At 46.2% G+C, this 13,450-nt stretch carries 11 protein-coding genes and 2 other annotated features; of the genes, 1 reads left to right on the top strand and 10 read right to left on the bottom strand.

Annotation, left to right across the window (positions count from 1 at the left end):
• Nucleotides 1-78 precede the first annotated feature (78 nt).
• Together DET59_RS06055 and DET59_RS06050 are read right to left on the bottom strand one after the other, a co-directional pair.
• Nucleotides 79-3,039, bottom strand: a complete 2,961-nt coding sequence (locus tag DET59_RS06055) for a carbohydrate binding domain-containing protein (protein WP_113968703.1) — start codon at nt 3,037-3,039, stop codon at nt 79-81.
• 159 nt (nt 3,040-3,198) lie between these two features.
• Nucleotides 3,199-4,221 (bottom strand): LacI family DNA-binding transcriptional regulator, encoded by a 1,023-nt coding sequence (locus DET59_RS06050; protein WP_113968702.1) that lies wholly within the window; start codon nt 4,219-4,221, stop codon nt 3,199-3,201.
• 179 nt (nt 4,222-4,400) lie between these two features.
• Between DET59_RS06050 and DET59_RS06045 the strand changes: the two genes are divergently transcribed.
• Nucleotides 4,401-6,080 carry a hypothetical protein gene (locus DET59_RS06045; protein ID WP_113968701.1) on the top strand — a complete coding sequence of 560 codons (1,680 nt, stop codon included), beginning with the start codon at nt 4,401-4,403 and terminating at the stop codon, nt 6,078-6,080.
• Between the two features lie 41 nt (nt 6,081-6,121).
• On the opposite strand, the gene DET59_RS06040 is transcribed toward DET59_RS06045, so the two are convergent.
• The 8 genes from DET59_RS06040 to DET59_RS06010 form a co-directional block, all read right to left on the bottom strand.
• Nucleotides 6,122-6,679, bottom strand: coding sequence for a GNAT family N-acetyltransferase (locus DET59_RS06040; RefSeq protein WP_113968700.1), 558 nt, complete (start codon nt 6,677-6,679; stop codon nt 6,122-6,124).
• A 114-nt stretch (nt 6,680-6,793) separates the two neighbouring features.
• Complete coding sequence (locus DET59_RS21560) at nt 6,794-6,967, bottom strand: hypothetical protein (protein WP_181778067.1); 174 nt, start codon at nt 6,965-6,967, stop codon at nt 6,794-6,796.
• 95 nt (nt 6,968-7,062) lie between these two features.
• Nucleotides 7,063-8,493, bottom strand: coding sequence for a proline--tRNA ligase (gene proS, locus DET59_RS06035; RefSeq protein ID WP_113968699.1), 1,431 nt, complete (start codon nt 8,491-8,493; stop codon nt 7,063-7,065).
• A gap of 165 nt (nt 8,494-8,658) precedes the next feature.
• Nucleotides 8,659-8,864: a binding site (T-box leader), on the bottom strand.
• Between the two features lie 46 nt (nt 8,865-8,910).
• Nucleotides 8,911-9,936, bottom strand: coding sequence for a hypothetical protein (locus tag DET59_RS06030; RefSeq protein ID WP_113968698.1), 1,026 nt, complete (start codon nt 9,934-9,936; stop codon nt 8,911-8,913).
• 25 nt (nt 9,937-9,961) lie between these two features.
• Entirely contained in the window at nt 9,962-11,185 is a 1,224-nt protein-coding gene (locus DET59_RS06025) for an MFS transporter (protein WP_113968697.1), read from the bottom strand.
• Nucleotides 11,186-11,247: 62 nt separating this feature from the next.
• Nucleotides 11,248-11,499: a binding site (T-box leader), on the bottom strand.
• Nucleotides 11,500-11,550: 51 nt separating this feature from the next.
• A complete protein-coding gene (locus tag DET59_RS06020) occupies nt 11,551-12,189 on the bottom strand; it encodes a hypothetical protein (RefSeq protein WP_113968696.1) in 639 nt (212 codons plus the stop codon).
• Nucleotides 12,182-12,733: a sigma-70 family RNA polymerase sigma factor gene (locus tag DET59_RS06015; protein WP_258549587.1), complete on the bottom strand. Its 552-nt coding sequence runs from the start codon at nt 12,731-12,733 to the stop codon at nt 12,182-12,184. Before DET59_RS06015 ends, DET59_RS06020 begins: the two co-directional genes overlap by 8 nt.
• Nucleotides 12,734-12,963: 230 nt before the next feature.
• Complete coding sequence (locus DET59_RS06010; protein WP_113968695.1) at nt 12,964-13,164, bottom strand: hypothetical protein; 201 nt, start codon at nt 13,162-13,164, stop codon at nt 12,964-12,966.
• Nucleotides 13,165-13,450 lie beyond the last annotated feature (286 nt).

Here is a 13,450-nt window from a genome sequence, read left to right as displayed (position 1 = left end):
TTGGATTAGTCTAAAGCCTTCCCACACTTAATACCAACAAAAAAGCACAGCGCCCAAAAGACGCTGTACCCCCACTCCTTACTTCAACTCCACATTATCTATCACTACATCGTGTGCGCCAAGCACCTCTCCAGTGGCACCCAGCAAAAACTTCAAACTCGTTTCCTCCCTCAAAGGGGTAGTAAACGTATATTCAAAGCGACCCAGATTTTCATCAAGCTCTGCAGTTTCCGAAAGGTACCTATTATACTGACTGTTTTCCAGCGTTACTTCCATCGACCGGGCTACCGAAGAGCTTGCATCGAAGGAAAGCGTGTATTCTTTCCCGGGCTCAAGCACCAGATTACCTTGAAAGAGTTGAACGCTCCATGCTTCGTTGCCTTCATTTCCGATGGAGATATGCGCTTCACCTTCAACATGCTGTATGCTTGCTCCTGCGTCAAAATGAATATAGGACTCCCAAGGGGCTAAACCATTATCGAATGACCCATTTTTAATAGGGAACGGATCAACAGGTCCCGCTTTTTTCAATAGTTTCATATTATCGAGCTTCACCTCATGAGTGCTGCCCCCAAGGTGGATGATCAGCTGCGCTTCCAAATCGGTCACATCCGGCATCGAAAACGTCATGCCATGACTTTCCCAATCCCCACTCAGAGGAATCGTTTCCGTTGCATAGGAAACCTCTCCATCCTTGCTTCTCAACTCAATCTGAATATCACGGGCACTTTCAGCTACCCCATCCAGTGTCAGTTCATATTCACTTCCAGCCTGAAGCTGAACACCTTTTTGCACTAATTGTACTCCGTCTGTTTCATTTAAAGGCTTAGCCGAAAATACCCGTTCTTCGGGATCCACCCCGATGAACTCAGCATTCTCTGAATCTACCAAATTCCAATATAGCAAACGGTCAGGGAATCCCTGGTCGAACGTTCCATTATAGACAAGGTTCCCGTCAGGAAGTGCAGGCTTGGAAGCATCCGGATCCACTTTCACAGGAGGGATTTCCTCGACCCGGACATTTCCGATCCAGACAGGCAGGGTGGACAAGCCTAAGTTAAACTCCAGTCGGGCTGCAAGATCGGTTTCCTCCGTCATTTGGAACACCGTTTCATAGGTTTGCACCTGGTCCGTTAACTCAAACGACTCATTACTTGAATACGTGGCATATCCCCTCTCTGCACCTCCACTGACTTTTACATTAATCGGACGCGCCTCACTGGACTTCGCATCAAAAGACACTCGATAATAACGTCCTTTTCCAATGGAGGCATCTTGTATCAGCTGGACAGAATAAGGTTGATTACCGGGCTCCTGTATATCGACTTTTGCGTAGTTCACGCTATCCAACTGATCAAGAGACACATTCGCCTTCCCTCCAAATTCAGGGACGGTCAAGAAATACCAATGATCTGTATTCGGTACTCCTGCAATCCCTTCAACGTCTTCCCATTCCTGATCAAATCCATTGTTGTAAATGAGATTCCCGTCTTCAAGGGGTTGTTTTGCCTCTTCCGGTAGTGGCTGCTGTTCGAATACAGGCAGCTCCGGCGTTTTATACGGTCTTCCCGTCAGATCATAAACCCGCACATAGTCAACGTCCATGGACTGAGGGAACATCGTATCCTCTGTCGGTTCCCCATCGAAATTCCCGCCGATCGCCACATTCAACAACATGTGGAAAGGCTGATCGAATGGTGCAGGATACGTGAAGTTGGCCGCATTGCCTGTCCCTTTGCTATACCAATTGTTCTGGGTTTGTCGGAGCTTCCCGTCCACATACCAGCGGATTTCCCCCGGCTCCCATTCAACCGAGTATACATGCTCATCGGCAATCGTCGAGCCATCTTCAAAGGCATAGTGAGCGCCGGTGTATTTGTTGTTTGGCCAGCTCTCACCATAGTGAATCGTGCCAATCGCTTCATGGGGATTGCTTCCCTGGGCTTCTAAAATATCGATTTCCCCGGAGGCTGCCCATCCACCATACTTATCATCTTCCGGGAGCATCCAGAACGCCGGCCAGTAGCCTTTCCCGACTGGAAGGGATGCCTTCATTTCGAATTTCCCGAATGCCTTTGAAAAAAGACCTTTCGTTTTCAAGCGGGATGACGTATAAGCAAAACCTTCATATTCTTCTTTCTTGGCCGTGATCAATAGCTTCCCATCTTCTGTCCTCGCGTTTTCCGGACGGTCTGTGTAATATTGCTTTTCATTATTTCCCCAACCCGGGATAAATTGACCGTTCGCATCGGTATATCCGTTGCCGATATCAAACGTCCACTTTCCACGGTCAATCTCAGCCTGATTGAATTCGTCATTCCATACGAGGGACCATGGTGAAGCAAAAGAAGATGCATCACTTGTTTCTTCTCCCTTATATGTAATGGTGCCGTTCAAGGTTGCCTTCTCCACGTTACCCTCTCCAGCGATGACCGATCCTTGACCGGATGCTGATACAGTAAGTTCCTTTACTAACGCATCCGTAGCAAGGTTAACAGTTGAAAGCGCGTTCATTTCCAACCGATCTGCAACGCCGTCAAGTTCTACTTGGGCCTCTCCCTTCTTACCAGTGGTTGTAATCGTTTCGAACTCGCCTTTTAAATTAGCCTTCTTCGTTTTGACCGTGGATGCCGATACGGTTACATCCTGGAATCCAGCGGAGGTAATCTCTCTTTCTTCCAACAATACATTTCCATCCAACACGGTTTCTTCAACGATCGATTCTCCAGAGACGGTGATCTTTGTAGGGTGACCAGGTCCTTGAACCGATAGATTGTGTAACTCCGAATCGGACAGCTGAAGAGTATCAGGCGCTTTCCCTTTAATAAGGGTCTTCCCGTGAACCGTCACGTTTTCAAGGGTAATGTCCTTTCCGGCATCAGGTGTGATCACCAGGTCGCCTTCAATCGTTTTATCTATTAATGTCGAATCCTTGAGGTGAAAAGGCTTTTCTTTCTGCTCTGCTTTTCCTATGTTTCCTGGGGTAAGACTCATGATGAGACATGCGGCGGTAAAAGAAGTGACTGCTTTTTTTATCATTGGAACGCCTCCTGTATTCAAATATGTCTCACGTGGGACATTTGTATATAACTATAAAACCATCCCCACTCTTTGACAACATTTTTTTACAATAACAATCTCTTTCTCTATTAAAAAAATGCTGACTCCCTTGGGAATACAGCATTTTCTTTTCTTTTATTATTTTTTTTGACGGCAGGAATCTCGTTTGACGAGTGTCGCTTGAAATGGACTCATATTTTCATAAGGGAGCTCCTCGATTCCGTGAATCAACTGCTCCACCAGGGACACCGCCATCTCAACTCTTGGAACATTCATGGTCGTTAATGCAGGGGACGTATATTCCGTAAGCAATAGATTATCAAAGCCAATGAGAGACACGTCGTCAGGAACTTTCCGGTTGGCTGCCTTTAACGCCTTGAGGGCACCGAATGCAATATGATCATTGGAACAGACGATGGCTGAAGGAAGAGTTCCCTGGCCAATCCAATGATGGACGGCATCCCTGCCTGATTCTTCGATGAACTTCCCTTTATATATGTAAGGCGATTGAACCGGGAGCCCTGCTGCCTCCATCGCTTTTTGATAGCCGCTTAAACGCTCCATTGCTGCAGAATTATTTTCATCACCCGTGATGATCCCAATCTCCTCATGACCAAGCTCTATGAAGTGATTGGTCGCCACCATCGCACTCCCTTCGTTTTGTAATAAGGGCATCGGGATCTCAGGTGCCCGCCTTGACACATTGTTTTGATCAAAGACTCCCACCAAAAAGCCCGCTGATGTAATTTGATCCACGATGGATTGGACGTTACTCCAACTGATGATGATTCCCGCATCGATACTCTTTTCACGGTAAAGCTTTAAAACGGGGGAGGAATCATTCAGATCCGTCATGGTCACAAGCATATTATATCCCCGCTCTGAGCAGGCATTGATCATGGCGCCGATCACCACACTGTAAAAAAGGTCATCCGAATAAATACGGTGCTTCTGAGGATCTTGAATGATAAAAAGCCCGATCGTGTGAGTCTTTTTCTTTACCAGCCTTCTCGCTGAAACATTAGGCTGATAGTGATGCTCCTCCATGATCTGCAGAATGCGTTCACGGGTCTCGGGTCGTACCTGGTCCGAATGGTTCAGCACCCGCTGCACCGTCTTCCTGGACACCCCCGCAATCCTCGCAATATCAAATATGTCCATAAAATCCTCCTGAATAGTTCTTTCTATCTATTATAGCGAATGATGCTTGGATTGGATATATGACCTTGATGGCAGATCGCCCTTCCCAACCGAACGCTCCCCCAAAAAAACAAATGAAACCTCCCCACCCCCTCATCCGTATATACACTATAAACAGAAGCACTTGAAAGGGGAACACTATGGGAAATATATTACTATTTTCAGTCATTGTCGGATTGGTCATGGCCTTACTCGTCGTACCGGTGACAATCATGAAAAAGCAGAATAAAAAAGAGGGGTATCCGTCATTTGCCGCACTGTTCGGAGCAACCCTCCTGATCACAACGATCATTGTATTCGTCTTCTATTACATGACGAATCTGGATCAGAACTTTACAAGCATGTGGATCTTGCTCATCGTAGCTGCAGGATTCGGTGCCACACTTGCAACCGTGACCGAACGAATGGTGAAGGGGGCGCTGTTCCTTGGAAGTCTCCTCGTCGGGGCTTACTTCCTGACCGCCTTCGTGTTCAACGCCGATCAGAAATTTGAATCAGCGCAAATGGACGTAAAAACGGAAATCGAAGCGTTTGATGAGAAGGAAACGCCTGCAAGCGTCCCTCCACAATTCGCCCGCAACAAGATGAAGAAAGCATTCGGTCAGGTTCCGAATACGAGTTACTATGAGCTTGGACGCCTGCAGATTCAGAAGGTCAATGGGGAGTACGTCTACATTGCACCGGTTGAATTCTCCGGCTTCTTCAAATGGTTCAAGGGAGATGAAACACCTGGTTACTTCACCCTAAGTGCCACCGACTCATCATCAAACCCTAAATTCATCAAAGAAGAAATGGTCTTCACACCATCTGCTTTCTTTAATAAAAAAATTGAGCGACACATCCGCTTGAACTATCCGAAGCAGATTTTCAATGGCGATGTTCAGCTTGAGATCGATGACGAAGGAAAGCCATTCTATATTCGAACGTACGGTGAATTCATTTCCGCACGTAACGGATTTGAAGCGAAAGGTATCGTCATGGTCGATCCGAAATCCGGGGATACCAAGTCTTACAAAATCGATGAAGTCCCGGCTTTCATTGATGGCGCGATTTCACCAGAAACCGTCAGCCTCCAAAACAGTTATTTCGGTAATTACGTTCAAGGATTCTGGAACAGCCGCTTCGGTAAATCAGACGTCAAGCTTCCTTCTGATGAAGGAACGGAAGCCAATGTGAGCCCTATTTTTGACGAAAATGGTGACATGTACTACTTCACCGATTTCACCTCGCCAAAAGAAGGCGTCGATTCCATGCTCGGTTACTCCTTAACGAACTCAAGAACGGGAGAAGCGACGTTCTATACAGGAAATCTTGAAGATTCCTACATGGATTCACAAGGTGCCCTGCAGATCATCCAAAAGAAATTCATCGAGAAAAAATGGGACGGCGAAATGCCGGTGCTCTATAACTTCTACGGAGAAGCAAGCTGGCTGACTCCGGTACTCGATGCGAATGGTTTCTTACAAAACTACTTCATCGTCTCAGCTGCCAACCCGGAAATCTCAGCCTATGCGAATACACCAAACCAGGCATTGAAGCAATACAAAACCGCGCTTCAACGGGGAGGCGGCAGTGTGGACGGCAGCTCGAAAGCTGAGGAAAAACAGTCAAAGGGTACAGTCGTCCGTGTCTACAAAGAAAAGACAGGTGACTACACGGTCGTATCATTCTTACTCGACAACGGCCAAAACTATATCGTCTCTTCCGAAAACAGCTTACTTGCGATCTACCTGAAGGAAAATGACAAGGTGAGCGTGAAATACATGGATACAGGGGAAGAATTCCTGCCAGTGAAAGAACTGACCATCGAAGGCTTATAATAAAAAAACGATGAGGGCCATAAGCTCTCATCGTTTTTTTATTACTCTCCTGCATTCACATAATACACCAGATTATCCGTCCACTTCCCAAATTCATAAATGAATCCTTTCCGGGTGCACTCATACTGCATTCCGACACTTTCTGCAAGGCTGATCGATGGCGCGTTATCCAGATTGATATGGGCCTCGACCCGGTGATAATTCAATTTCACAAAAGCCAGCTGAAGGGCTGCCTTCACCGCTTCCTTCCCGTAGCCACGGTTCCAGTAACGATTATGTACCGTGTAACCGACCCTGCCCCAGTTAAAGTTGTACCGCATCAGAGTGGAGAAGTCGATGGTCCCGATACTCGCACCACCTTCTTTCAGAAAAATCCCCAGAATATAGACCTGGTCCCGATCGATCATCTCATCATGCTTCAGAAGCATCTCCCGGAACCAAAACTCCGTGCACTCACTCATGTCCTGATAGCCAACGTCATATTTATGCTGGGATGGGAGCCTGTTCAGATGTTCCCTTAACCAGTTTTGGTAATCCCGGTTTACAAAGGGTCTGATGACCAACCTTGGCGTTTCAATGGTCAAGTCCTTGTACTTCATCCTTGCCCCTCCCTTTTCATTTATCTCTATTTTAATAGTATCAACCTGCCATTTAGAATGGTAGTCCTTTTTAAAAAACGGAAGGCGTCCCTCTGCTGAGAAACGCCTTTGTCATTACTTGTCTTTATACCATTCTTCCTCTAATTCCTTCTCGATCTGCTCATCGGACAAGTATTCTTCATCCAGCTGCTGCACATGCTCGGTGATCCGGTTGAGCTTGGAATGCACGACCCAAAGGCTGACTACCACGACTGCCATGAATAAAACAAGGATGAGTTCAAACTCCATATAATCGATGCCTCCTTTACCTATGTTTATTAATCAAACACGGGAAAAAGAAGGCTTTAGGAAGAAAAAGGACGGAAGGACCATTCTTTTGTCTCTTAATACGCTTTCGCCCAATACACCAAGTGTTTCGCATCCTTATTACAGCACACACATGTAACCGACACCTGCTCCTGCTCAAACGGCATGCACCGTGAAGTGGCACTCGTTTCTTCCTTGATCTTGTCTTCACAAGCCCTATCCCCGCACCACATCGCTTTGACGAATCCGCCTTTTTCCCTAACCGTCGTTTTGAACTCCTCAAACGTTTTGGCTACCGTTGTTTTTTCATCGCGATGTGCTCTCGCTTTTTCTAAAAGATTGAGCTGAATGTCCTTCAGAAGTTCAGCGACACCCACTTCAAGGTCTTCCATCGTGACCGTGATTTTCTCCCCTGTATCACGTCTCGCCAATACCACCTGACCGTTCTCGATGTCCCGTGGACCAACCTCCAGGCGAAGTGGGATGCCCTTCATTTCATATTCATTGAACTTCCAGCCCGGCTTTTTATCACTCGCGTCGATGTCGACACGGGCAACGCCGGCAAGCTGGCTTTTCAGATTATAGGCAAAATCAAGGACGCCTTCCTTGTGCTGGGCAATCGGCACGATCATCAGCTGAGTCGGTGCGATCCTTGGTGGAACCACCAGCCCCCGGTCATCCCCGTGCACCATGATCATGGCCCCGATGATCCGGGTCGTGAATCCCCAGGACGTTTGCTGCACATGCTGAAGTTTTCCATCACGGTCCGTGAATTGAATGCCGAATGCTTTCGCAAATCCGTCACCTAAATGGTGGGACGTTCCTGATTGCAAAGCCTTCCCGTCATGCATCAGGCTTTCGATCGTATACGTATATTTCGCACCGGCAAACTTTTCTTTTTCCGTTTTTTGCCCCTTGATGACCGGGATCGCCAGCAGCTCTTCACAAAGCTCCGCGTACACCTCCAGCATTTTCACCGTTTCATCATGAGCCTCCTGGTCCGTTTCATGACACGTATGACCCTCCTGCCAGAGGAATTCCAATGTTCGCAGGAATGGACGGGTCGTCTTTTCCCAGCGGACCACATTGGCCCACTGGTTATAAAGCTTAGGCAGGTCACGGTAGGAATGGATGATGTTCTTGTAGTGTTCACCGAACAATACCTCAGAAGTTGGACGCACACAAAGTCGTTCCGCCAGCTCCTCTTCCCCTCCATGAGTCACCCATGCCACTTCAGGCGCGAAACCTTCGATATGATCCTTCTCCCGTTGCAGGAGGCTTTCAAGTATAAATAGTGGCATATACACATTTTCATGCCCTGTTTCTTTTATTTTCGCATCGAGGGCATCCTTGATATTTTCCCACAGGGCGTATCCGTAAGGTCTGATGATCATCGACCCGCGGACGCTCGAGTAATCGATCAGCTCCGCCTTCGTCACGACATCCGTATACCACTGGGCAAAGTCTTCATCCATGCCCGTTACATCTTTTACAAATTCTTTTGCCATTTGAGAGCACCTCATTTTTAATTGGATTAATTTTAACGGCGATATTTTGATTTTATCGGCGATATTTTAGATTTAACGGCGAAATCCTGATTTTATCGAGCGAAATTCCAAATATATCGGCGAGCTGCCCGACACTCACATAAAACAAAAAAAGCCCCGCTTCTCATCAGGGACCATTTCTGGCGGTACCACCCTGATTCAAAGCAAAGCTTTACACTCATTCCATGATAACGGTATCGGACCGCTGATATCTTCATTCGATACAGAACTTAGAGGCAGGTTCAAAGGTTCATCAATGGGAGCTTTTCACCAAACCGCTCCCTCTCTTTAAAAGACAAGATCCCTTTACTGATCCTCGGCAATGTTTCAGTTATTTTAGATGATTATATATAGATATGCAGGGGCTGTCAATATTTGTTACAGAGAATATATCTTCTCCATTTCCCGACTGAAGAAATCATTCCCATTCCTCTCATCAAAATCCCCGGCGATCTCTTCCGCAATCTCACTCATCACATCAATGGCAAACCCCGGACGATGACCGGCTTCCACAAGCTTACGGTGAAGAACAATCGCACTCATATAAAAGTAAAACATCCCGTAAGGATCCTTCCCACTATCCGCATACTCGATGTGACGCTCCAATACTTTGATTCCCCTGACTGGTTCCGTTAAGGCAAGAAACCTGATATGCTCGGAAGCTTCGACTAAAAAGTGTGGCTTATCGTAAATGAAAAAGTATCCTTCCGACTGATAGCGCGAGGCTTCCTCCACCCGGCCATCTTCAAGATAGGGCAAGAGCAGCTTACTATAGGTCAAGTGGGGGATTTCACCACATGTCACTTCTTTTGATAATAAAAGCATTTCAATGGGTCTGGCTTTTTCCTTTTCACCGGTAAAGTAAAAATACTCAAGCTGTGTCTGGTATTCACAGGCTTCACAGTCTGAAAGGGAATCCCTTTCCGACGCTATCCACATTTGATAATACTCTTCCGCTTCTTCTGCATTCCCTGTTTTCAACGCACGTCTATGCTGATGCTGGTAAAAGGGACGCAGACTATAGCCATAACGGTCATACGCTTCTTGAAAATCAGTGAAAAAGGCATCTAACAGTTCCGTGTCAATGCCGGGCATCTTCACCAGATGCTCCGCCATCCATTTATAGATCCAGAAGAAGCTTTCCACCCAATCCTGCAGGCTCTCTTCGTTATCTAAAAAGAAGCCGTTGCACCACTCGAAGTGGTCGAATAATTCCTCATACTCCCCAAGATAGTTGACCGTCCTCATGATCCCGAAACGGCAGCAAAACTCCTTATAGAGGTCCTTTTCTTTCTGCGCAATGGACAACAGATCCTCTAAACCGTTCCACTTCTCATAACTTGCTTCTCCCCGGCCCATCAACTCTTCCCACCGGTCCCAGTATTGATCAGCCGTCATTTTCATCTACTGACCCCCTTTGTGTCTTTTTTTATTTATTATAACATTCAGAATGACGTCTTAACTTTTTTTCCCAGGAATTCCTGGTAGAGCTACTATATAAAATCACTGTGACCCCAAGCATGATGACAGAACCCGCTGCCACAACAAATCGAATCGACACCAGTTCAGCTCCCACTCCAATAAGCACCGTAGAAAGGATGACCAATACCCCTTCCAACAATCCATAAATACTAGCTACCCGTCCCATGATCTCCACGGGAATATGTTCTTGATAAAAGGTTTCAAACCCTGTCGTCGCAAAGGCCAACGCGAAGGATAAAACAGCGAACCCGATCGCCGCAATCAAGAAACCACCTGAAAAGGAATATATCAGATATCCTCCCGAAACGACCAGAGAACCAAATCCCATCAGGTGCATATAATTGAGTCTGTGAGAAAGTGCCGTGTTCAGGATCGATCCGAGTATAAATCCTGCCCCTGCAATACTTACAAGAAATCCATACGTGCTGTTCGATAGATGAAGCACCTCTTTTGAAAATGCGGCTTCCAGGGAATCAATCGCCGCCGTCATCACCAGCATACAGCTGAACAAGACATAGAGGACCATCACATACGCGCTGCGCCGGCTGAACCTCCACACCATCCGCCAATCCTCTTTGATGACTTCCCATTTGGTATCACCTGTATCAACGGGGATCCCATCCTCAAGCTTCGGCAGAAATAGGGTGATCACTCCTGATAAAAAGAGGGCCAATGCATTCATATAAAGGGCAAACGTCGGTGTCCCCATCATGAACATCAGTCCGGCAATTCCCGGTCCAATGAGAAACGCACCCGATCCGATCAGCCCCCTGAGAGCATTGAATCGCTGTCTGTTCCCCCGGGGAATGATGGTCGTGATGTACGCCATGGACGCCGGATAAAACATGGCGCTTCCCATATTGATGATCAACACAACCGCATACACCCACCAACTCGACGAAAGAAAAGGCAATGCCGCAATTAACACCCCTCTGAAAAAATCAAGCCCTGCCATCAGATTCCGCTTGTTGACCCTGTCAATCAAGCTTCCCGCCCAGCCATTTGTCAAAAGGGCAGCCACAGGCTTCAATACATATAAAATCACCACTGCCAGAGGTGATCCCCACTCGTCTAAAACAATCAGATTTAGGGCGATTAAATAAATCCACCCTCCTACATTCGAAATCCCGATGCCTGTCAGCAGCAATAAAGGATACTTCCACTTCCTCATTGGTTATTCCTCCCCGCGATATGTTTTGTGAAACAAAAAAATCCCACCCCCAAGACGTTGATCTTGGGGGCGAGATTCTATATCGCGGTGCCACCCCAGTTCGTTAATATGTCGCCATACTAACCTTTTCAGGTACGGCCAACCGGCTTATACCCTAGCCCGATAACGGGAGCTCCCGTCACACCATCCCCTGACCCGGTTCCGATGCACTGCTCAGAGTCTTGGTTCAATACCGTCCCTCTTGCTCCCTTTCAGCTGCCGGAGCTCTCTGTTAAAGAATTCAGGATATCTACTCTTCTCTTCATGGCATTTAATTGAAATTTTTATTATGATAGCATGTTTATTGAAGGAAGTAAATGGAATATTCACATCGGCAATCTTTGATTCAACATTTCTTGGTATCCTGGTTTTTGTTTGATGATGGTGATGATGAGTTGTTGAAGTTCTTCAAGTTCCCTGGTATCTGCCGTCGTTTCACATTCTGAATGATAGTACTCATATTCATCATTATTCATTCTTATCTTCATCATGTAATTCTCAAGGGAAAGAATGGTGCAACCCTCTCTGTAAGACAACGGTTTGTTTCCTTTCAGATCCAGGCTCTCTATTTTTGTATAAATCTCACTTCTTTCGTCTTTCGTGAAGGCCAGTGCTTTCACCTTCCCATCCTGATTTGTGATCGTGTCCGTAACTGTACTTATGGTCGTACCCCCATCGTAATGGATCTCCACATCAAAGTTCGATTTATTTGTAAAATAACCACTCAGTTTCTCGCTCCCAAGGAATCCCCATTGCTCCCCCTTCACTACGGCAAAAGCAAAAACGACGATAAGAACAATAGCGAAACTGATCAATGGAGCATACCACCTGCGCCGATACTCTTTTGGCGTCTTCCCCTCAGCCACTCTTTTCCGTACCTGATCCTTCATTTGGTTGTTAAAATCGAATCCTTGCAAGCCTTCATCCGTCATTTTTCTAACCTGTCGCTGAAGTTCCCTATCCATCCTGATGCACCCCTTCTGGATACATTTTCTTTAGTTTCTCTTTCCCTGTTTTCAAACGGGTTTTAGCGGTATTGATGTTGATTTCCAAACACTCGGCAATTTCCGAGATTTTCAGTTCCTCATAATAATACAGAAATAGGACTTCCCTGTATTTGATTGGCAAAGATAATAACCTGGAATTCAGTTCTCTGCCCGTTTCCCTATGTATCGTTTGAGATTCCGGCCATCGACTCCTGCTCTCCTGAATCCATTCACTAAGCTTATTTGTAAAAAGCAGCTTCCTCGTTTCCCACTTCTTGAGATGATCCTTACTCTGATTGATGGCAATCCGGATGACCCACGTCTTCAACGAGGAATCTCCCCGAAACGAATCGTACCTTTGATAAAATCGGACAAACACCTCTTGAGCGATATCTTCAGCAAGACCGTGATCCTTCACATAAGAATAAGCGATATACAAAACTTCTTTGCCGTATTCATTCATCACTTCTTCCAGAATTTCCTCCTTCGACTCGGTGAATTTGCATTCCTGGACTTCATTCAATCGGAGATCACCTCTTTTCTAGTACTTTGACGACAGCGGAAACGAAAAGGTTTGATTTTTTTGTGGAACTGGATTTTTGAAGGGAATTATAGTGGGATGATGAGGTTGATTTCGGGTTTATCGACCGTTCCTCATATAGCGACATATTTCGCACACCCAACCGCTCCCCACCAACAGCAACTCCAGCACAAAAAAAAGAGCACTCCCCAATTCCCGAGCGCTCTTCCCCATTAGCTCCCCATCTTACGACGAGTATTGCTGGGCTTCTTCGTTTGTTGACTTTGCATGCGTTGATTGGAAGCAAGGCCCCCAGTTGCTTGCTTGCCGCCTGCCTGAGCTTCTTTCTTCTTTGCCAGCTGCTGCTTCATCGCTTCCTGCAGGCTGATTTTTTTCTTTTCTGGCTGTATTTGCTGATCATTATTATTCGACATAAGGGAATCTCCTTTTGAGACTACTAAATTTTTGAAACTACCTCTATTATAATACATCCACCACCAGAAAACATCTCAAGTTCCAAATAAAAAAGCCAACCCGTAAAGGATTGGCCGTCATTTTCTAGTGATATCCATTCTGCCCGTTAGCAGAACCGGATGTTTTCTGTTTCGGTTTGTGCTTGCCGTTTTGCTTTGTACCGCCGTCTTTTTTCGTTTTCTTTGTCATGCTGAATCACTCCTAATAATTAGTCGTCATCAAGAAAACTTGTGGTTTTATGAACCA

Origin of the sequence: Rossellomorea aquimaris, assembly GCF_003315075.1 — a bacterium.
GTDB lineage: Bacteria > Bacillota > Bacilli > Bacillales > Bacillaceae_B > Rossellomorea > Rossellomorea aquimaris_C.
Note: the sequence above shows the minus strand (reverse complement) of the source record. Positions and strands in the feature narration are given on the sequence as shown.